Genomic DNA, 20974 nt, shown 5'->3' with positions numbered 1-20974 from the left:
ATGGCAGAATTTTTGTACAAGGCCCAAAACTCGCAGGGCAACAGCTTTGAAGGAACGCTCGAAGCAAAGGACAAGGCCGAAGCCGAAGCTCTCTTGCTCCGTCGTCGCTTGGTTATCACGAGCCTCAAAAAGAAGCCGACCGAAATCAAGATTAAGATTGGTTCCGGCATCAAGACCGAAGACATCACTCGTTTTACGCGTATGTTCTCGTCTATGTGCTCGGCAGGTCTTCCGATGCTTCAGTGCTTGAACATTCTCGAAGCGCAGTGCGAAAACCCGGAACTCAAGAGCGTTGTGCATAAACTCACGCAGTCAATTAACGGCGGTTCTTCGCTTGCCGATGCTTTGGCTCAGCATCCGAAGGTCTTTGACTCCTTGTATTGCAACATGGTGGCCGCCGGTGAAGCGGGTGGTATTCTCGAAGGCATTTTGGCTCGTCTGGCAGAAACGCTCGAAAACAACCAGCGCCTCAAACGTAAGGTGAAAAAAGCTTTGACGTACCCGATCATGGTTATTATCGTGGGTATTGTCGTTGTGATTGCTCTTATGACGTTCGTGGTGCCGACGTTCGCTGAACAGTTCGCCGCTCTTGACGCTGAACTCCCGGCCCCGACGCAAGTCGTGATGAATATTTCTGACTTTATACGCAATAATGGTGCGTTCATGTTCATCGGGCTTATCATTGTCATTTTTGCCTACAAGATGATAATGCGAATACCGCAAGCGCAATTTGCAATGGACAAGTTTACGCTAAAGGTGCCAAAGCTAGGCGATTTGCAGATTAAGTCTGCGACGGCTGGCTTTGCTCGAACGCTCGGAACGCTTTTGAATGCTGGTGTGTCTGTGATGGATGCCTTGAAGGTCGTTGCGACAACCGCTGGTAATAAAGTCGTTGAAAAGGCAATTTATAAGATATCGATTGGTATTGCAGGCGGTAAGTCAATTGCCGAGCCGATGGAAGAAGTGGGTATTTTCCCGCCCATGGTGATCCAGATGACAGGCGTCGGTGAAAAGACCGGTAACTTGGGCGGTATGCTTTTGAAACTCGCGGACTTCTACGACGAAGAAGTGGACGCCGCAGTCGATGCCGTTGTGAGTATGATTGAACCGTTGATCATCGTGTTCTTGGGCGGCGCCGTCGGTGGCCTCCTAATTGCAATGTATATGCCGATGTTTAGCATGGGCGACGCCATTAAAGGCTGATCTTTCGCCGAAAGCCGTCGCGATAGTTCGTCACAGCTTCGCTCACGTATAACAATACGCTACGCGAAGCTGATTCCTGCTCTCGCTAGGCTTTAGGCAAAATCTCAAATAAATTTAAAAGACGAGGTTTGATACCTCGTCTTACTTGTTTCTTATCCCTTGCTGGAATGTGTGGGTACGCTACGCGAAGTTGATTCCTGCTCTCGCTAGGCTTTAGACGAAATCTCGAATTAAATATAAAGACGAGGCTGCGCGCCTCGTCTTTTTACTTTGTCATGCCCGCCTCCGAGCGGGCATCTCCTTTTTTGCGCTGTCATCCCGGCCTTGTGCCGGGATCACCTTCTCGTATAACAATCCCTTCCTACTTCCTATCGCCTACTGCCTACTTTTTCATCCAGCCTGTGTATTTTGCGGTTTCGAGGATTTCGTTGGCGTTTTTGACGCGTTCGGCGGTGGGCGTTTGCGTGTCCTTGAGCGCGTAGTCGATTTCAAGTTCTTGGTACTTGCTGAGGGCGAATGCGTGGTAGGGGAGGACTTCGACGCGCTTGACGTTGCTTAATGTGCGGATGAAGTCGCGGGTGCGCGTGAGGGCTTCGTCGTTATCGCTAATGCCAGGCACGAGCACGTGGCGGATCCAGATGGGCTTTTGGATGCGGTCGAGGTAACGGAAAAATTCGATGATGTTTTCGTTGCCGTGGCCTGTGAGTTCCTTGTGCTCGTCTGCATCGATGTGCTTGATGTCCACGAGCAAGAGGTCAGTGGATTTCATCAAACGTTCAAATTTCGCGAAAGGTTCGCCAGTGGGCCTGAACGTGATGCCGCTTGTGTCGACGCACGTGTGGACTCCCGACGCTTTTGCCGCTTCGAAGAATTCAATCATGAAGTCGATTTGTGCAAGAGGTTCGCCGCCGCTTACGGTGATGCCGCCATCGGTTCCCCAGTAGGGCTTGTAGCGTACGGCTTTTTTCAGCAAGTCTTCGGCGCTTATTTCAAACGATCCATTCGGTGTTCCGTTTGCACTTTTCGTCCCGAAATCCCATGTTTCCGGGTTGTGGCAGAACTTGCAGCGCATGGGGCAGCCCTGCGTAAAGACGACAAATCGAATTCCCGGTCCATCGACCGATCCGAACGTTTCAAGCTTATTGATTCTTCCGAGAGTCATGATGCAAAAATAAAAAATTGCGTTTTCGTTTTGCGTGGAATTTTTTGCGGTGTTCTGTAAAAAGCGAAAGATGTTCTATATAATACAAAACGATGGAAAATGCGTTGCGTATGGTTGGTAAATCCGTAATTTTTCCGGAGAAAATATCTTTTTTATTTTGCGATTCTTTTTAGATTTTATGGTGTATAAAATATTTTGGAAGAAAACATAATGAAACATTATTTGCAAATTTTGGTTGCAGCAGGCTTGTTTGCTGCGTGTTCAAGCGGTCCTGACGCACTTGCGTCTTCGGCAGGTGCTGCTGATAAGTCTTCGATTGTGCTTAGTGATGATGCTCAAAATTATTTGAATTCAGCGCGGGTTGCTTCATCGAACATTGCGGTCATTGAATCTGGTAATGAAACTTTTAATGAAATGAAAACACTCTTGAGTGAAAAGTATGATGTACGCGTTCTAAGTACCGATGAAAATGAAATTTTGTTTGAAAAGGAAGGTGTGCAAGTTGATCTTTCTGAATTGGAATCAAATCGAAAACAGTGCGCCAATGGGATATTGAAAACCATTATGCCTAGCAAGTATGCGGATAAGTATATGCTTGTTTCTGTTGATGAAGAATGGCAGTTTTCTGAGCACGAAGACTCAAAAATATCTGGATACACATTTAATTTCAAGCGTCTTTTTGAAGGCCGTGTTGTACGAAATAATAGAAACAACTTATATATTTCAACTGACGGAAATGGGCTCTTTAAAGATGGCCTAATCACTGTACAAGACCTGAAAACGACAACAGAAATGGTTGCGGTAAATGATGATGTTAAAGAAAATGTGGCCGTGCTGGATTCGATTTATAGAGAGAATTCATATACGGTTGTCGTTTGCAGTATGTGCAAAAGAGGGGAGAAGAAAGTTCAAATAAATAAAGTAATCATCACGGGTGTAGCCGATGCGTATTGCAAAAGTTCACAAAATTCGGATTTAAAGTTGTGGCCGTGTATTTCTTATACGACCAAAGAAAGTTTGGCCGATGGCGATACAATAGCTCGTGTTGTTGATGCTCCGTATTCGCGTGCGGTCAGTGCGGAATAAGGTCGTAATTATTTTTTTTGAGAATTGTGTTTACGCTATTGTTTATGAGAACAGAGAATCGGAGGAAAATTCTATCTTTGGCTTTCGATGACGAAAATCGTGAAACTGACAGATAGAATCCGGTATTTGCAAATGTCGTATGAGCCGCTGAGCGCGGATGTTGTTGCTGTGCGTGGCGATTCTGCGTGGTGGATTTTTGATGTGGGTGCCTGCGACGAGGCTGTTGATTTTATAAACGCGTTGCCGCGCAGTTCCGAGAGCTCGACGCATCTTGATACTAGCGAGTGCATCAAAAATGCCACTGTTCCGCTCAAAAAGAACATCGTAATTTCGCATTTTCATCGGGACCATTTGCTGAATGTCGTTCGGCATTGCAATGGCGAGGTTTCACTAGATTTTGATACGCTTTATGTTGGTTCGCATGCCTCAAAAGTCGTTGGCGAAATTGCTGGTCACGAAAAGATTACAGTGTCTTCACCACTTTCGTTTGACGATGTCGTGCATATCGAAATTTTGCCCATTCCGAATAGCCATGCGAAAGGCTCGCTTGCGCTTATTGTAGATGACTTCGTTTTCTTGGGCGATGCGACATATCCGATGGTAGGGCATGGAGAACCTGACGTGTACAATGTGCAGATTCTCGAACAACAAATCAAGATGCTCAAGTCGCTTACTGCATCGCGCTTTTGCTTAAGCCACAAGCGCGGCCTTGTGCGCGATAAAAGCTCTGTCATCCAGTTCTTGGAATCAGTGCTTGCCCGCCGCCAAAAGAACGAGAATTACATCGTGGCATGATTTTGCGGACTTTCCCGCAACATTTTCTCGCAACAATTTTCCGTAGCAATTTTACAAAAACAAAAAAGGTCCCCTTTCGGGAACCTTTTCGCTTAATTTGTAAGCCGATTAAAGCACGCCGTGTGCCTGGCGGGCAATCACGTCGAGCTGCTGTTCGCGAGTGAGCTTGATGAAGCGCACGGCGTAGCCAGAAACGCGGATCGTGAAGTTCTGGTATTCTTCCTTCTCCGGATGTTCCATAGCGTCCTTGAGCTTTTCGACACCGAACACGTTCACGTTCAAGTGGTGGCTGCTCTGGCCGAAGTAACCGTCGAGAACCTGCACGAGCTTGTTGGCACGTTCTTCGTCGTCATGGCCGAGTGCATCCGGGTTGATGGTCTGCGTGTTGCTGATACCGTCGAGAGCGTATTCGTACGGAATCTTGGCAACAGAGTTGAGAGATGCCAAGAGACCGTTCTTTTCGGCACCGTAGCTCGGGCTTGCACCCGGAGAGAACGGTTCGCCCTGCTTACGGCCATCCGGGAGTGCACCCGTAGCCTTACCGTAAACAACGTTACTCGTGATGGTAAGGATGGAAGTGGTCGGTTCTGAGTCACGGTAAGTCGGAGTCTGCTTGATCTTAGCCATGAACGTCTTGAGGAGCCAAACAGCGATGCTGTCTGCGCGATCGTCGTCGTTTCCATAACGCGGGAAGTCGCCTTCGATCTGGAAGTCTTCGGCAAGGCCCGTAGCCGGGTCACGGATGACCTTGACCTTAGCGTACTTGATTGCAGAAAGGGAGTCGACAACGTGGCTGAAGCCTGCGATACCCGTAGCAAACGTACGACGGACGTTGGTGTCGATGAGGGCCATTTCGGCAGCTTCGTAGTAGTACTTGTCGTGCATGTAGTGGATCAAGTTGAGCGTGTTCACGTACAAGTGAGCAATCCAGTCCATGTAGAGTCCAAACTTGTGGACGACTTCGTCGTAGTTGAGGTATTCGCTGGTGATCGGCGGATATTCCGGGCCAACCTGCGTACCCTTCACGAGGCATTCATCCTTACCACCGTTGATGGCGTAGAGGAGTGTCTTGGCGAGGTTTGCACGAGCGCCGAAGAACTGCATTTCCTTACCGGTCTGAGTTGCAGAAACGCAGCAGCAGATGCTGTAGTCGTCGCCCCAGATCGGACGCATCGTGTCATCGTTTTCGTACTGGATGGCGCTGGTCTTCACGGAGATTTCTGCAGCGAACTTCTTGAAGCTTGCCGGGAGGCGCGGGCTGTAGAGAATCGTGAGGTTCGGTTCCGGAGACGGACCCATGTTCACGAGCGTGTGCAAGAAGCGGTAGTCGTTCTTGGTCACCTGATGGCGACCATCCTGGCCGAGGCCAGCAACTTCGAGCGTAGCCCACACCGGGTCACCACTGAAGAGTTCGTTGTAGCTGGTGATACGGGCGAACTTGACCATACGAAGCTTCATCACGAAATGGTCGATGATTTCCTGAGCTTCGGTTTCGTTGATGACGCCGTTCTGCAAGTCACGGGTCATGTAAATGTCGAGGAAGGTCGAAACGCGGCCGACGCTCATGGCGGCACCGTTCTGCGTCTTGATGGCAGCGAGGTAACCGAAATAGAGCCACTGCACGGCTTCGCGGGCGTTCGTTGCCGGCTTGGAAATGTCGTAGCCGTAAATCTTGGCCATGACCTTCATGCCTTCGAGGGCCTTGATCTGTTCGGCGAGTTCTTCGCGCTGGCGGATCACGTGTTCGCGCATATCCGTTTCGTCGGTCAGAGCCTTGTCGGCCTTCTTCTGGGCGATGAGGTAGTCGATACCGTAAAGGGCGACGCGGCGGTAGTCACCGACGATACGGCCACGGCCGTAAGTATCCGGAAGACCCGTAATGATGTGGGCCTTGCGGGCCATACGCATTGCCGGCGTGTAAGCGTCGAAAACGCCCTGGTTGTGGGTCTTGTGGAATTCCGTAAAGATGCGGTGAAGTTCTTCGCTCGGCGTGTAACCGTAGTTCTTGCAAGATTCTTCAGCCATCTTGATGCCGCCGAACGGCATGAATGCGCGCTTGAGCGGCTTGTCGGTCTGGAGACCTACGATCTTTTCGAGATCCTTGGTTTCTTCGGAAATGTAGCCTGCCTGATGGCTTGTGAGAGTGGAGACAACGTCTGTGTCCATGTCGAGGACGCCACCCTTTGCAATTTCTCTCTTCTGTAGTTCCTGGAGTTCTGCCCAGAGCTTGTTCGTAGCTTCAGTCGGTCCCTGCAAAAACGACTTGTCGCCATCGTAGGGAGTATAGTTTTTCTGGATAAAGTCGCGGACGTTAATTTCTTCCTGCCAGCGACCGCCTTTAAAGCCTGTCCATGCTTCCTGCATAGTAACCTCTTTTGTCTCGAACCCGGCTGTCAATACAATTAAAAAGTTGTTTAACTTTTAAGCCTTGTAGAAAAAGGTGGGCCCGAAATTGTGCTTTTTTCTATCGATTTTTTTTGTAAAACGCAATATACATATTAAAAAAGGGGCAGGCAAGGTATAAAATGAGGCTTTTCAATCTGAAGTGACTTTGCAAAATGCTTACGAGAATGTTACATGGCTAATTTTTGAAAAAGTCGGTTTTTTATGTAAAAGTGTTTCAAAAATGTGTAAAATACAATCGATACAGTTGACTTTAAAAATGCTGTCGCTAGGTGTACGCTAGGGAAAATCAAAAACTATCTTATAGTTAAAGAAATTAAGAGGTCAACAATGAAAAAGATTCTTATTCCGATGGTTGCTGTGGCTTTCCTTGCTGCATGCTCTGATGAAGATACAAATTTCGCTGCTCCGCCGAGCACAAATGCAACGGTGTCTTCTAGTTCCGAAGCCCAGCTCCCTCCGACTGATTTGTCTTCGAGCTCTGTGTTGCCGGTTGGTGACTTGTCCTCGAGTTCGGTCGTCCTTCCGGAACTTTCTTCTAGCTCTGTCGAAGCTCTTCCGGGCGTGTCCTCAAGCTCTGTGGATGCCCTCCCGGGTGTTTCTTCCAGCTCGAATGGCGCTTCTCAGTTCACTTATGTAGTGCCGAAGCTGACCGCTCTCGATCCGACTAAGAAGTACTCCTTCTACGGCGCTGAACTTACTGGCCTTGACCAGTTCAAGTATGGCCGTTTCGAAGCTCGCATGAAGATGGCTGCCCTTTCTGGCACCGTGAGCTCCATGTTCGTCTATTATGATAACTCCTGGCTCAAGGAAGATGAACCGTGGAACGAAATTGATATTGAAGTTTTGGGCAAGGCTGCTGACAAGTGGCAGTCCAATATCATCACTCGTGAAGCCGATCCCACGATCAAGGCTACGACCGCTTCTGAAAGCAAGCCGCTTCATGAATTTGGCTTCGATGCTACGCAGGACTTCCACCTTTACGCAATCGTTTGGACTCCGGAATACGTTTCCTGGGAAATCGACAGCGTCGAAGTTCGCCGCGATACGCTTGGCATGAGCCGTGGTACCCATGCTGACGCAGACCAAGTGAAGTTCTTGACTAAGGAACAGTCTCTCCGCTTTAACCTCTGGGCCTCCAAGAGCTCTGCCTGGACGGGTAAGTGGGATGGCGGTGTTGGCCTCCCGGTCGAACAGCAGATTGACTATGTCCGCGTTTACTCTTACGATGAAGCTACCAAGGGCTTTACGATGCTCTGGCAGGACGATTTCGATGGCGAAGATCTTAACTACGACCATTGGAGCCGCGGTAACTGGGAAATGGAACGCGTGATGCTCCGTGAAGACAACGTCATCGTTGAAAACGGTGTTTGCCGCCTCATCATGGACTACGAAGCCGAATAAAAAGTTTGGTGTATAGAAACAAGCCTCCCGGAGAAATCTGGGGGGCTTTTTTGTATGTCATTCCCGCCACTTGTCATCCCGGACCCCGTTCCGGGAGGGAATATCCCTTTTTTTATAAAACATTTTTTGCTTTTCTTGAAATGTAAATGATTGTATATTGGTTTAAAAAGAGGTAATCATGAAAAAATTTTTCCTTACGGCTCTTGCCGCAATTTCGCTTGCTTTTATGGCTTGCGCCCCTTCTAAGCTTGACATTCAGGAGGCTTCGATTACAAGCGATGTGCTGATTGAAGTGCGTCAGGTTCTGAATGATTCTATTAGTTTGTATGTCGGAAATGTTTTCTATTTGAATTCGAAACAGATCGTGGGCGACGACATGTTCCCACTGCACGCAAGTACGCGTGATCCGTCGGAATTTGAAAAGCTCACGCCGACAGACGTGCTCAATAGCGATGAGGAATTCTTGAATTACTTGCGCCGCAAGGCCCCGGATATGATGAACGTGGGCATCGTGATTGGCGAAACCGCTTATAACGAAGTCGGCTTTGAAGAGGCTATCGCCGTTGAAAAGCTCACCAAGATTTTCCAGAAGATTCAGGGAGGCTCGCTCACGCTCTTCCACGAAAAAGAAGGCCACCTCACCGACATGAAAAAACTGTACTAGTAGTTGGTCGATAGTCGTTAGTCATTGGTCATTAGCTATTAGTTATTGGTACATTGTCATGCCCGCCTCCGTGCGGGCATCTCCTTTTTTTTCTAAATTTGTCGCCGTAAAAAATCAAAGGAATAGCTATGTCCGAAAAAATGACTTCTGCGCAAGTGCGCGAATCCTTTATCAAGTTCTTCGAATCCAAGGGCCACCTCTTTGTGCGTTCTTCGCCGGTGGTTCCGCATGACGACCCGACGCTCATGTTCACGAACGCGGGCATGAACCAGTTCAAGGCAATTTTCCTTGGCGACAATCCGAAGGGTTGGAAGCGCGTATGCAACAGCCAGAAGTGTCTCCGCGTGTCCGGCAAGCACAACGACCTCGACGTCGTGGGCCGCGACAACTACCACCACACCTTCTTCGAAATGCTCGGCAACTGGAGCTTCGGTGACTATTATAAGAAGGAAGCTATTTCTTGGGCCTGGGAACTCTTGACCGAAGTGTGGAAACTCCCGAAGGAACGCCTGTTCGCAACTGTCTATCAGGATGATGACGAAGCCTGGCAGATTTGGAAGGACGTGTCCGGTCTTCCGGATGACCGCATCATGCGTTTTGATGCACACTCCAACTTCTGGGAAATGGGCGACACCGGTCCGTGCGGTCCTTGCTCCGAAATCCATTACGATCGCGGCGACCTCGCTACGCAGGCCGAAACGTTCAAGGACCCGATCAAGGGCGTGAACGGCGAAAACGACCGCTACATTGAAATTTGGAATAACGTGTTCATGCAGTATGAACGCGTGAGCGACGGCTCCCTCATTCCGCTCAAGGCCAAGAACGTCGATACCGGTATGGGTTTCGAACGTATCTGCGCTATTCTTCAGGGCAAGACCAGCAACTACGATACCGACGTGTTCACCCCGATTATCGCAAAGATCGCTGAACTCTCTGGCGTTCCGTACAACGATGGCGAAGCCGGCACCCCGCACCGCGTGATTGCCGACCACATCCGCGCTATTTCGTTTGCAATTGCTGATGGCGCTCTCCCGTCTAACGAAGGCCGTGGCTACGTGCTCCGCCGCATCCTCCGCCGTGCTAGCCGCTTTGCCCGCCTCCTCGGTCAGAAGAAGCCGTTCATTTGCCAGCTCGTTCAGGTGCTCGCCGACACGATGGGCGATGCCTTCCCGGAAATCCGTGAACGCAAGGAATTTGTTGCTAGCGTGATTAAGAGCGAAGAAGAAAGCTTTATCCGTACGCTCGACGCTGGTCTCGAACGCTTCGCCGCTATCTCTGCCGAACTCAAGAAGGGCGACAAGATTCCGGGCGACAAGGTGTTCTTGCTCTATGATACTTATGGATTCCCGCCGGACCTCACTGGCATTCTCGCCGAAGAAAAGGGCCTCCTCATTGATGAAGAAGGCTATGAAAAGTGCATGAATGAACAGAAGGAACGCGCCCGCGCTAACATGAAGCAGGGCATCAACACGATGGGTACCGAAGGCTGGACGCAGTACAGCGAAGCTAGCACAAACTTTGTCGGTTATGAACTCTCCGCTTGCGAAACGAAGGTTGTCCGCTGGCGCGAAGACAAGGGCGTGCTCTCCATCGTCCTCGAAACCTCTCCGTTCTACGCCGAAATGGGTGGCCAGGTTGGTGACAAGGGAACGCTCGTTTCTGCCGACCTCGAAATCCAGGTGTTCGACACCGTGAAGGTGAACGATACTGCTCTCTGCCGTGGTAAGGTTGTGAAGGGCGATGCTAACGAAAAAACGATGGGCGCCGTGTTCATGGCTACTGTCGATAACGATCGTCGCGCTGACATCCGCAAGAACCACTCCGCAACGCACTTGCTCCAAGCCGCTCTCCGTGAAGTGCTTGGTACTCACGTGCAGCAGCAGGGTAGCTTCGTTTCGAACGAACTCCTCCGCTTCGACTTCAGCCACTTCAACGCCATGACCACTGAAGAAATCCAGAAGGTCGAAGACATCGTGAACGCCAAGATCATGGAATGCTTGCCGGTTCACACCGACGTGATGGACGTCGATGAAGCTAAGGCTAGCGGTGCTATGGCTCTGTTCGGCGAAAAGTATGGCGACAAGGTCCGCGTCGTGAAAATGGGTGACGCTGGCGTCGAATTCTCCCGCGAACTTTGCGGTGGCTTGCATGTGCAGAACACCGGTAACATCGGCATGGTGAAGATCGTTTCTGAATCTAGCGTGTCCGCAGGCGTGCGCCGTATCGAAGCCGTTTCTGGCCGTGGCGCCTTGAGCCTCCTCCGTGCTGGTACGCAGATCCTCACGGCTCTCCGTGAACAGCTCCGCTGCAAGGATGCCGAAGTTCTCGACCGCATTCAGCAGACGTTTGCCAAGACGCAGAACCTCGAAAAGAGCCTCCAGTCCGTGAAGCTTGAACTCGCAACGCTCGCCGCTGCCGAACTCTTGAACGGTGGCATCAACGTGATGGGCGTGAACCTCTACGTTCGCGAACTCTCCTTGCCGGATGAAAAGTACAAGAACTTGCTCGACGGCGTTCAGAACAAGCTTGACGTCGATAGCGTTGCTGTGATTGCGAACAAGGACAATGGTTCCGGTAGCATCGCCGTGATGGTTGGCAAGAACGTTCAGGCCAAGGGCATCAAGGCTGGCGACATCGTCAAGGATCTCGCTAAGGCTTGCAACGGTAAGGGCGGTGGCCGTCCGGACCGCGCTCAGGCTGGTACCCGCGAACCGGAAAAGATTGCCGAAGCTATCGCTAACGCTAACAACTGGATTAGAGCAAAGCTCGGTGCATAATGTCATTCCCGCCTCCGAGCGGGAATCTCCTCCTATAAAAGGTGTTCCTCGCATTTATGCGTGGCGCCTTTTTTTTGTTTGTGGACCTGGGGGGGGGCGCGTTTCTCGGTTGCGCATCTCTCGTAAAAAAGCAACAACCTGTTGCTTGCTTTTGTTATAGCTTGGTTCTATATTATACTCGTCAAAAGAAATGATAAACGATAAAAAATATTTTATTTGCAAAAGGAGAATATTATGGAAGTACGAGAAGTTTTGCTTAAGTTGCGCTCGAATCAAAACCTGACCCAGGACCAGATGGCCGAACGCTTGCATGTAACGCGCCAAGCTGTGAGCCGCTGGGAAACTGGCGAAACCCAGCCGAATACCGAAATGCTCAAAGTCATCTCCCGTGAATTCGACGTGTCCATCAACACGTTACTCGGCGCTCCGCGCCAACTCTTCTGCCAATGCTGCGGAATGCCTCTCAGCGAAGATTCCATGATCAGCCGTGAACTGAACGGCGAATTCAACGAAGATTATTGCAAGTGGTGCTATACCGACGGTAAGTTTGTTTACAACGACAAGTCGGTCCTCCTCGATTTTCTGCTTTCGCACATGCCCAATCCCGACAATACTCCCGATGCAGAACGCCGCGCCTTTTTCGACAAACACCTCTCGCAACTAAAGCATTGGAAACAAGCGTAAAGCGTTTTGCACAAAATACGTATAGAAAAATCCTATAAAACGCTATAGTTAAATATATCTTGCTGATAACTCTTGCTAATCCTATCTTTTGTGCGAAAAAAAATAGGAGAGTAAAAATGAATATCAGTAAGATTATTTTGTCTGTTGCTTTTGCCGCTATTGCTACGTTTTCTGCCGAAGTCATCAAGGTTGGTGCGACTCCGGAGCCGCATGCTTCCATCTTGAACTTGGTTAAGGATGACCTTGCCAAGGCGGGCTATGAACTCAAGGTTGTTGAGTTCACAGATTACGTGACTCCGAACGAGGCGCTGGAATCTGGCGAATTAGATGCCAATTACTTCCAGCATTTGCCTTACCTCGAAAGTTTCAATAAAGAAAAGGGAACGCATCTTGTGAATGCGGGCGGCATTCATGTGGAACCTTTCGCACTTTATCCGTCGAAGAATTCCAAGAAAAAGGTCAAATCGCTTGCAGATTTGAAGAAAGGTGCAACGATTGCGATTCCGAACGACCCGACCAACGAAGGGCGCGCCTTGCTTTTGTTGCAGGCTGCTGGCCTTATTAAGCTTGATCCAAAGTCTGGCATCACTGCAACTCCCATTGATATTACCGAGAATCCGAAAAAGCTGAAGTTCAAGGAACTGGAGGCTGCTTCGCTCCCGCGCATTTTGCAGGATGTGGATGCGGCCGCCATCAACGGCAACTATGCGATTCCGGCAGGTCTTAATGCATCGTCTCATGGTTTGTTTGTTGAAAATGCGAGTTCGCCTTACGTGAATGTTATTGCGGTCAAGGCGGGTAACGAGAAGTCTGCAAAGATTCAGGCCTTGGTGAACGCCCTCAAGAGCGAAAAGGTCAAGAATTGGATTAAGGGCAAGTACACCAAGGGCGAAGTGGTTCCCGTTTTTTAGATTGCGTCAATGCAGCTTAGGCTCGAACATCTCAATAAAACATACACGACAAAACGCGCAAGCGTCACGGCAGTCAAGGATGTTTCCCTTGATTTTCCTGATAATTCCATCATCGGCATTATCGGCAAGAGCGGGGCTGGCAAATCTTCGCTGTTGCGGCTTGCGAGTTTGTTGGAAACTCCCGATAGGGGTGAGGTCTATTACGATGGCGTTCGTGTGGACCATTTGCCAAAAAAAGAGCTGAACCGCCGTAGGCTCGAAATCGGAATGATTTTCCAGAATTTTAATTTGTTCAGTTCTCGCACGGCAGGCAAGAATGTGGCGTTCCCGCTGGAACTTGCAGGCTGGAACCGCCGCGATATCGACGCTCGCGTCAAAGAGATGCTTGCGCTTGTGGGCCTTGAAGACCGCGAGAAGTCGCCGATTACAACACTTTCGGGTGGTCAAAAACAGCGCGTGGCGATTGCACGTGCCTTGGCGCCGCGGCCGAACATTCTTTTTTGCGACGAAGCGACGAGTGCGCTCGACCCGCAGACGACTCACGAAATTCTGGACTTGATTAAGAAAATCCACGCAGGAATGAATCTCACAGTGGTGATGATTACGCACCAGATGGAAGTGGTGCGCGATGCTTGCCAATATGTCGCTGTTGTAGACAAAGGTTACGTTATCGAGACGGGGGCGGTGTCGGATGTTTTCCGTTCACCCAGGCACGAAATCACTCGTGAATTTTTGTCGAACATCCGTCGCGAAGAAATCACAGTGGATTCCGCTATCGCTTATTTGCAGGCTCAAGGTTACGAGGTGAACAAAAGATGAGTCCTATAACAGAACTGGTTTTGCAATCGACTTGGGAAACTGTCGTCATGGTTTTCTTTTCGACGTTGTTCGCGATTCTTCTCGGATTTCCTCTTGGAATTTTCTTATTTGTCACATCCCCGCGCGGTATCGCTCCCAAAATTATTCCGTATCAATTAATTAGCCGTATCGTGAATGTGCTACGTTCGTTCCCGTTCGTGATTTTGATGATTGTGCTGTTCCCGCTTTCCCGTGTGGTGTTGGGTACGGCGATTGGAACTGAGGCTACGATTATTCCGCTATCCATTGCGGCGGCTCCTTTTATTGCGCGCTTGACCGAAACGGCGTTGAACGAGGTGGACAAGGGCGTAATCCAGGCGGCTGTTGCCATGGGCGCATCCAAACGTCAGGTGGTGCGAAAAGTGTTGATTCCCGAAGCGCTTCCATCGATTATTTCTGGTGTTACTTTGACTATAATCACGCTGATTGGCTATTCGGCGATGGCGGGGGCAATCGGCGGGGGAGGTCTTGGTGATCTAGCCATCCGTTATGGCTACCAGCGTTTCCGTACTGACGTAATGATCGAATCGGTCGTTATCATCATTGCGATGGTGGAGGTTATCCAGTTCCTCGGCAACAAGGCGGCAACTTTGGTGGTGAAATACCCTATCGGGAGTTTTGGACGCCAGAAAAGTCCTAAATAATTTCTTGAAACTTCTTTTTTTTTGTTGCAAAAAGCGTTTTTCTGCGGAACCCTTATTGCCAAGATTGCCTAATTATAATGTATAATTAGGGAGCAGGTTGGAAATATGGAGCCGTTATTTAATCTAGAAAGCATTTATGTTACAAACGTAATCGGGATAGTTCTGATTGCTGTCATGATTGTTTGTAATTTATGGCGTTTCCAGACGCGCAGCCGTGCGGACCGGAATTTGCTATTGATGATGTTCCTTGCTCTCACGAGCTGCATAGCCGACCCGATTTCTTATTCGATGAAGGGCGTGCCCGGCCTTGTTCCAAAGATTGCCGTTTATGCGACGAGTACGTGGCTTTTTGCGGCGAATATGCTTGCAAGCTTTTTCTGGGTGCGATTCCTTTCGTTCCATTTGAATGGTGGAATCCCGCGCCGTTCTAGAATTGTGCTCGACTCAATTGTTGCCGTTGGCATTACTTTGCTCTTGATAAATATCTTTACGCCGATTGTATTTTCTATCGACGAGAACAACCTTTATTCGAGAACTGATCTGTACGCTTTCTTCTTAGTGGTAGATTACTTTTTTGTCGTTTATAGCGTTGTGGTTTATATCAAGGCGCGCTCAAAGGGCGGCATCCTCAAGTTTTTCCCGATTTGGGTTTATCTCGCGCCGATTCTCATCGGTGGTGTGGTGCAGTCGCTTTATTATGGAATTTCTGTGATTCCGACGAGTATCGCCGTCTCGATTGCGGGCGTGCTTGCGAGTCTCCAGAACGAAATGATTTACCATGACCAGCTGACAGGTCTTTTTAACCGTTCCTATTTGAATTATCTGTTGGACAAACTTACGGACCGGACGAAGTTGAACATTACGGGTATCATGATTGACTTGAATGGGTTCAAGCGTATCAACGATGAATTAGGCCATGCGGTGGGTGACGATGCATTGGTGATAACGGCCCGAATCCTGAAATCGGCGGTGGGTAACGCAGGTAGCGTAGTTCGCTATGCGGGCGATGAATTTATTATTTTGTTGAATACTCAAGATGACGTTGCAATAGAAAATTGCCTTGCTCGAATCCGCCACTCTTTTGATAAATTCAATAAAGAAACTGACAAACCCTACAAACTTTTTATTTCTGTTGGCTTCCACAAGTTCGACATGAAGAACGAAAGTGCGGATGCCTTTATTAACGCTGTTGATGAGCGCATGTACGAGGATAAAGAAGCGTTCTATGCCGCTCATGCCGAAATGAATCGCCGTAAGCGCTGACTGTTCGAGAGGTATAAGCCTCTCTTTTTCTATCTTTGCGCAGTATGAAATTTGAAGAACTTCCTTTGGCAAATCCATTGCAGCGGGCTGTCCGCGCTGTTGGTTACGAAACCCCGACCCCGATTCAAGAACGTTCCATCCCGAGCCTTCTCGAAGGCAAGGATCTCTTGGGAATTGCTCAGACGGGAACCGGTAAGACGGCTGCTTTTGCTCTCCCGATTTTGCAGCGACTTTTGGATTCCGGGAAGTTCCGTTCTCCCAAAACTTGCCGTGCTTTGATTTTGTTGCCGACACGTGAGCTTGCCATCCAGGTGGAAGACTGCTTCAAGGATTATGCGCAGTTCACGGCGATTTCGACGGCGTGCATTTTTGGTGGCGTGAACGACAATCCGCAAAAGCAAAAGCTTATTCGTGGTGTCGATGTGCTTGTCGCTACCCCAGGACGTTTGTTGGATTTAATTGGTCAAAAGGCCGTGTCGCTCAAGAAGCTTGAATTCTTTGTGCTTGACGAAGCAGACCGCATGCTGGACATGGGCTTTATCCATGATATCCGCAAGGTCGTCGCGATGCTCCCGCAAGACCGACAGAATTTGTTCTTTAGTGCTACGATGCCGGAAGAAATTTCGAAACTTGCCGCGACGATTTTGCGCCCGAATCCGGTGCGTGTTGAAGTTGCGCCGCAGAGCACTCCGATTGAACGCATCCGTCAGGAACTTTACCGCATTGACAAGCGCCGCAAGGGGGCTCTCCTCAAGGAACTCTTGGCAGAACACCCTGAAATGAAAAAGGTGCTTGTCTTCTGTCGTACAAAGCATGGTGCCGATAAAATTGTGCGCGTTCTCGAAAAGGCCGGCATCAAGTGTGCCGCCATTCACGGGAACAAGAGCCAGAACCGTCGTCAAGAAGCTCTCGGAAATTTTAAGTGCGAACAAATTCGAGTACTTGTGGCTACAGACATTGCTGCACGTGGCATTGACGTGGACGATGTGAGCCATGTATTCAATTACGACTTGCCGAATGAACACGAAACGTTCGTGCATCGCATTGGCCGTACGGCCCGTGCAGGGAAGGAAGGCGTTGCTATTTCGTTCTGTTCTCCGGACGAAGAATCCGATTTGCGCGGGATTGAAAAGCTTACTCGTGTGAAAATCCCGGAAGGCGATCAGAGCATTTACGAGAAGCTCCCGCCTCCGCAAAAAGAAACTGCCGAAAGCATGATGCGCAATTCTCGCGGTCGCATGTCGCGCGAAGAAGCTCAGGCCTGCGCTGCGAAAACTCGCAATAAACAAGGTTCGCATAAGGATAATCGCGGTCCTCGCGGTCGCAAGGACAACCGCAATGAAAATCGCGAGAATGCCCGTAATGCAAATGATGAAAATCTTCAGCGTAACAATGCTCCGCGCAATCACGAACAGGACTCTCGCAATGAATCTCGCAATTCCGCCCAGAATGTGAACGCGCAGAACGCTCCTGCCGACAACACCCCGAATCCGCAGAACGGCGGTCGCCGTCATCGCCGTAACCGCCCGGGTTCCCGTGCTCGCCGCCGCATGCGCGAATCGCAATCCCAACAGCATTAAAATATCGCTGCGGGCGCAACGCCCGCGCATTTCCTTTACATTGTCATCCCGGCCTTGTGCCGGGATCGCCATTCCATCGTATTGCCATGCCCGACTTGATCTCTTTGACTACTTGCAGTTTTGCTGCTTTGTAGTCGTGATCCGCGTATGGGGAGGGCATCTCCCTTTACATTGTCATCCCGGCTTGAGCCTGCCCCGGACGTGTTCCGGGGTGCCGGAATCGCCATTCCATCGTATTGTCATGCCCGTCGGAGCCTGTGCTGAGCGCAGTCGAAGTGAGCGGGCGTCTCCTTTTGCGTTGTCATCCCGGACTCCGTTCCGGGATCGCCATTCCCTATTGAAAAAAAATCTACAATACTTTTGTGTTGTGGAAAATGATTAAAATTTTATAATAATCTGTAAAATCACAATAATTTTAACAAAAATCACTATTTTGTGTTGTAGACTATTGCTGTTTTTAAATTTTTGTTGTATATTTGGCTTCGAGAGTGATTTGGACGGGTAAAATCTCCAATTCAAAATAAAGGAGGAAAAATGAGAGAAATCCTGGAATATACGAGCTATCGCCAGTATATTGCAGATTACTATGCCGATAAAAAGGCGAAATCTGCGTTTACTTGGCAGGAGTTCGCGAACGAAGCAGGTTTTTCTTCGCGTGTTTATCTAAAATACGTGAGCGAAGGCCGCTTCAATTTGAGCGATTCGGCGGCCGCTCGCGTGGCAGATGCCATGCGCTTGTTCGATTACGAACGCGAATATTTCACCGAAATGGTCAAGTTTGACCACGCCAAGACGGACACAGAAAAGAAGGCCGCTTTCAGCAAAATGCTTGCAATTGCGGACGCCCACAAGGCTAAAATCTTGGAAGGCGATGCTTTCCGCTTTTTCGAAAGCTGGAAAAATCCGGTCATTCGTGAACTCGCTCCATCAATGCCTGGCGCAAAACCGCTTGCTCTAGCTCATGCCTGCCGCCCAGAAATTACCGCTGCCGAAGTCAGCGATGTGCTGAACTTCCTCGTCAAAGGCGGATTCCTGAAAAAAGATGACGAAGGCAATTACGTACAAACGGAAAAGTCCTTGACAACGGGCCCCATGGGGGTAACGCCTTTGGCTGTCCGCACGATGCACCGCCAAATGGGCGAACTCGCGCTTGAGGCGATTGAAGGTGTCGCTCAGGACAAGCGAAATTTCTCGGGTGTTACATTCGGTATCACTAAAGAAGGCTACGATGAAATCGTGCAAGAAATTGCCGATTGCCGTAAAAAAGTTATCGCCATTGCTCGGAAAAACGCCGCTACAGACGAAGTCTATCGCCTGAACATGCAGCTTTTCCCGCTGACGCAAAAACAAGAATTAAAAAAATAGAGTTGGAGGAATCATGAATTACTCAAAATTTAGCGGACAGTTTGTCTGCAAAATGGCGATGCTGCTCGCCTTTATGTTTGCAGCGTGCTCGGAAACGGATTCAGGAAACAATGTTGCCGGTGGCACCGTCGAAGAGACTGGCGTCTATGCCATGGCGGGCCGTATTGGAAATGTTTATCCGAGTATGTTGTCGGCGAGGACTAGTAGCGGACAGGAAATTTCCTGGAGTGCCGAAAACGATGTTACTGTAAAGAAGGGCTCTGTTGTCACATTGTTCGAGCTGGATTCCGTAACGCTTGATACGACCGGTAACTACGTTATAGATACCGTTTTGAGCGATGACGGTAAATTCTCTTTTGAAAACATTGCCTTCCATAGTCCGTATGTGTTAGTGTCCGTGCTGGAATCTTGCGGTAGTATAGAGTGTGGTCGAGAAGAACTGAAATATTACCGGAGTGATATCTACTTTAGTGATGATTACGATCAAATTGAGTATTCAAGAATGTTGAGTGCTGTTATTGATCTGCGTAAATCGGAAAATGTCAGTATCAATATTTTGACTCACATGAAAAGTCCTGTAGTTCGAGGGCTTGTCGCTTCGGGAAGTTCGTTTGACGAGGCGAATGTGGAGGCCGAACGTCTGGTTCTTGAAAATTATGGAATATATAAGAAACTGGGCCGCTTTGAAAGCCTCGACAGTGCAGAAAATGAGGAACTTGCATTTGTAAGACAACTGGTCCAGGAATATGCAGGGCTAGATACGAATGTGGTTCCTAATCACGATAATCTGGAAATGCTGATTGAACAATATTGGAATGTTCCTCCTAAGGTTTACGCGTCTGAAGGTAAGGAACAGATGTATTGGAATACGATAAAGATGCTGAAATACAAGCTTGGCTATTGGGCGAAGAAAATGGGACACGCCCAGTGTACAGAGAAAAATGAAGGAGAAATGTTTGAACTGAACCAATATGAATATAATTCCTCGATGATCGTGTGCCGTTCGGGTGAATGGGTGCCTGGTTATAAGTCAATCGAGTATACGACGGGTGAACTTGTCGATGCTCGCGATGGAAAGGTTTATAAAACCGTCACGTACGATATCAATGGAAAAACGCAAACGTGGATGGCGGAAGATTTGGATTATACGGGAGCGATTTCTGCATCGGGAGATTCTCTCAAGGCGGATTTGCTTGAACGCTCGGTTTGCTTTGATAAAAAGGAATCGGAACGCAGGACATATGAAAGAAATTCGAGCTGCGAAGCTAGTAGCCGCGAGTACCGTTGGGAAGCCGCGATGAATCTTGACAAGGAATCGGTGCGGTTCTTGGCAGTCGATTCTTCGAGTGATACGGCCTATATGCCGGATACGTGTATGTATTCGTATAAGGTGATGGCCGACAGCGAAGCCGCTTGGCATGCGATTTCCTGTAGTTCGCCAGAAGAAGAATGCTTAGGAAATTTGTGGTGGGACGCTGCTGGCACGGGGTACTGCGCTGCCATATTTGAAGAAAATGGTGGCTTGGGTGCGTGGAACTGGAACTATGCGGAGCTGATTCCTGAATTTAATTCTTCGTCTTATCAGGGAATTTGCCCCGATGGCTGGCGAATTCCGAATAAAAGCGATTGGGAAACCCTGCGTCAGTATATAGTGGAACAGTATGGAGTGGATACGGCTAGAGTGGGCGCGGTCCTTGCCGATGAAGTCGGTTTCGGGTTTGGGATGAAGGACGATTTACACCCATACCATGGAGATGGTGATTGGATGATTGTGGCTCCGATTCGTTCCTATATTGTGGCTCCTGATTTTCAGGATGGTCCTTTTGCTGGCGCGAGCGGAGTCCTAATTGGCGATAGGATGAGTTATAGCTATTGGCCTGCGGATTCTTACTACTATGTCTTTGATCCGTATTTTGTCCGTTGCATCAAGGACTAATAAAGTTCACTGTAAAATTCTCTCTCTCACTTTCTGTTTTTTGTTAGGAGGAAAGGAGGAGGGCGGGCTTCGGCCCGCCTTCTTTTTTACGTCATCCAGAGTCGCGAAGCGACGAAGGATCCAGTCAACTCTCGCTTTGCGTTGTCATTGCACTTCGTGCATGACTCGTTCGCCTCGGATATAGGAACATGCAAGCGTGTTCCTGCATCTCTCGGCTCCTTTGTCATTCCAGCCTTGAG

At 49.1% G+C, this 20974-nt stretch carries 16 protein-coding genes; 14 read left to right on the top strand and 2 right to left on the bottom strand.

The window, feature by feature from the left end:
- Entirely contained in the window at positions 1–1203 is a 1203-nt protein-coding gene (locus tag CRN95_RS05355) for a type II secretion system F family protein (protein WP_088631125.1), read from the top strand.
- 382 nt (positions 1204–1585) lie between these two features.
- Here the strand turns inward: CRN95_RS05355 and pflA are convergent, their stop codons facing one another.
- Entirely contained in the window at positions 1586–2365 is a 780-nt protein-coding gene (pflA, locus tag CRN95_RS05350) for a pyruvate formate-lyase-activating protein (RefSeq protein WP_088631126.1), read from the bottom strand.
- A gap of 210 nt (positions 2366–2575) precedes the next feature.
- Between pflA and CRN95_RS05345 the strand changes: the two genes are divergently transcribed.
- A complete protein-coding gene (locus CRN95_RS05345; RefSeq protein WP_088631127.1) occupies positions 2576–3451 on the top strand; it encodes a hypothetical protein in 876 nt (291 codons plus the stop codon).
- A gap of 87 nt (positions 3452–3538) precedes the next feature.
- Positions 3539–4246, top strand: a complete 708-nt coding sequence (locus tag CRN95_RS05340) for an MBL fold metallo-hydrolase (RefSeq protein ID WP_088631128.1) — start codon at positions 3539–3541, stop codon at positions 4244–4246.
- A gap of 108 nt (positions 4247–4354) precedes the next feature.
- Here CRN95_RS05340 and pflB read toward each other — a convergent pair whose 3' ends face one another.
- A complete protein-coding gene (gene pflB / locus CRN95_RS05335; RefSeq protein WP_088631129.1) occupies positions 4355–6610 on the bottom strand; it encodes a formate C-acetyltransferase in 2256 nt (751 codons plus the stop codon).
- A 369-nt stretch (positions 6611–6979) separates the two neighbouring features.
- On the opposite strand from pflB, the gene CRN95_RS05330 reads away from it, so the two are divergent.
- The 11 genes from CRN95_RS05330 to CRN95_RS05280 all read left to right on the top strand — a co-directional run bounded on the left by CRN95_RS05330 (position 6980) and on the right by CRN95_RS05280 (position 20735).
- Positions 6980–8053, top strand: a complete 1074-nt coding sequence (locus CRN95_RS05330) for a family 16 glycosylhydrolase (RefSeq protein ID WP_088631130.1) — start codon at positions 6980–6982, stop codon at positions 8051–8053.
- A 178-nt stretch (positions 8054–8231) separates the two neighbouring features.
- Positions 8232–8717: a hypothetical protein gene (locus tag CRN95_RS05325; protein ID WP_088631131.1), complete on the top strand. Its 486-nt coding sequence runs from the start codon at positions 8232–8234 to the stop codon at positions 8715–8717.
- Between the two features lie 128 nt (positions 8718–8845).
- Complete coding sequence (alaS, locus tag CRN95_RS05320; RefSeq protein WP_088631132.1) at positions 8846–11494, top strand: alanine--tRNA ligase; 2649 nt, start codon at positions 8846–8848, stop codon at positions 11492–11494.
- Positions 11495–11728: 234 nt separating this feature from the next.
- Positions 11729–12178 carry a zinc ribbon domain-containing protein gene (locus CRN95_RS05315; protein ID WP_088631133.1) on the top strand — a complete coding sequence of 150 codons (450 nt, stop codon included), beginning with the start codon at positions 11729–11731 and terminating at the stop codon, positions 12176–12178.
- Positions 12179–12294: 116 nt separating this feature from the next.
- Positions 12295–13089, top strand: coding sequence for a MetQ/NlpA family ABC transporter substrate-binding protein (locus CRN95_RS05310; protein ID WP_088631134.1), 795 nt, complete (start codon positions 12295–12297; stop codon positions 13087–13089).
- 9 nt (positions 13090–13098) lie between these two features.
- Complete coding sequence (locus CRN95_RS05305) at positions 13099–13908, top strand: methionine ABC transporter ATP-binding protein (RefSeq protein WP_014545774.1); 810 nt, start codon at positions 13099–13101, stop codon at positions 13906–13908.
- Positions 13905–14591: a methionine ABC transporter permease gene (locus CRN95_RS05300; protein WP_073423734.1), complete on the top strand. Its 687-nt coding sequence runs from the start codon at positions 13905–13907 to the stop codon at positions 14589–14591. The genes CRN95_RS05305 and CRN95_RS05300 overlap by 4 nt, the downstream gene beginning before the upstream one ends.
- Positions 14592–14828: 237 nt before the next feature.
- The gene (locus CRN95_RS05295; protein WP_235002886.1) at positions 14829–15854 is read left to right on the top strand and encodes a GGDEF domain-containing protein; all 1026 of its coding nucleotides are present in this window, start codon (positions 14829–14831) and stop codon (positions 15852–15854) included.
- Positions 15855–15898: 44 nt separating this feature from the next.
- Positions 15899–17434 (top strand): DEAD/DEAH box helicase, encoded by a 1536-nt coding sequence (locus CRN95_RS05290; protein ID WP_088631136.1) that lies wholly within the window; start codon positions 15899–15901, stop codon positions 17432–17434.
- Positions 17435–17968: 534 nt separating this feature from the next.
- Complete coding sequence (locus CRN95_RS05285; protein WP_088631137.1) at positions 17969–18799, top strand: TIGR02147 family protein; 831 nt, start codon at positions 17969–17971, stop codon at positions 18797–18799.
- Positions 18800–18812: 13 nt separating this feature from the next.
- The gene (locus CRN95_RS05280) at positions 18813–20735 is read left to right on the top strand and encodes an FISUMP domain-containing protein (protein ID WP_088631138.1); all 1923 of its coding nucleotides are present in this window, start codon (positions 18813–18815) and stop codon (positions 20733–20735) included.
- The last annotated feature ends 239 nt before the right edge of the window (positions 20736–20974 follow it).

Source organism: Fibrobacter sp. UWB16 (assembly GCF_900215325.1).
In the GTDB taxonomy this organism is placed as follows: domain Bacteria; phylum Fibrobacterota; class Fibrobacteria; order Fibrobacterales; family Fibrobacteraceae; genus Fibrobacter.
This window is presented reverse-complemented; position numbering and strand designations above follow the sequence as displayed.